Annotated in this window: 1 protein-coding gene; it reads left to right on the top strand. The window is 68.5% G+C overall.

Annotated features, from left to right (window positions below; all coding sequences use genetic code 11):
* Positions 1 to 170 precede the first annotated feature (170 nt).
* A partial coding sequence (locus tag V5E28_RS49045; protein WP_336217196.1) for an IS110 family transposase occupies positions 171 to 851 on the top strand: 681 nt, incomplete at its 3' end.

The following is an 851-nucleotide window of genomic DNA, read 5'->3' as shown; positions in this document are numbered from 1 at the left end:
GACACCGCTCGTATCTACCCGGGCGCTCGAGCCCTTGCGCAGAACGCGGACCTGCGGCGGGCTGGGGCCACGAACTGCTGATCGGATGTCGAGCCGTCGAGCTCTCTCATTAGGGCGTGGCGTGCCCCTGCGCGGCTCACCTGGGCCAATGACGAACGAAGGAGGCGCCGATGACGGTGACATGCGGAATCGACTGGAGCGAAACGCACCACGACATCGCCCTGGTCGATGAAGGCGGCAAGCTGGTGGCCAAGCGGCGCATCAGCGACGATGCCCACGGCTGGCGGGTCCTGGTGGAGTTGCTGGCCGAGCACGGCGACCGTCTCGACAACCCGATCCCTGTTGCGATCGAAACCGGGCGTGGGCTGCTGGTGTCCTGCCTGCGGGCCACCGGGCGCAAGGTGTATGCGATCAACCCGCTGGCCGTGGCCCGTTACCGCGAACGTCACACCGTCGCCCGCGCCAAGTCCGACCACGCCGACGCCATGACCTTGGCCAACATCCTGCGCGTGGACGCCGACCACCACCGGCCACTGCCCCAGGACTCCGAGCTGGTCCAGGCGATCTCCGCGCTGGCCCGGGCACAACAAGACGCCGTCTGGAGCCGCCAGCAGCTGGCCAACCAGCTGCGATCCCTGCTGCGGGAGTACTTCCCCGCGGCGTTGCAGGCCTTCCACGTCAAGAACATCGGCCTGATCTCCCGAGAGGCTCGTGCCGTCCTTCAAGCGGCGCCTACGCCCACCACAGCCGCCAAGCTCACCACCCGCAGATTGCACGCCCTGCTGCGCGCCTCGGGCCGGCAGCGCAACATCACCACCTGGGCCGACCGGCTGCAGGCGCTGTTCGGTGAA

It is taken from the genome of Nonomuraea sp. LPB2021202275-12-8 (genome assembly GCF_037044575.1).
Classification (GTDB): domain Bacteria; phylum Actinomycetota; class Actinomycetes; order Streptosporangiales; family Streptosporangiaceae; genus Nonomuraea.
Note: the sequence above shows the minus strand (reverse complement) of the source record. Positions and strands in the feature narration are given on the sequence as shown.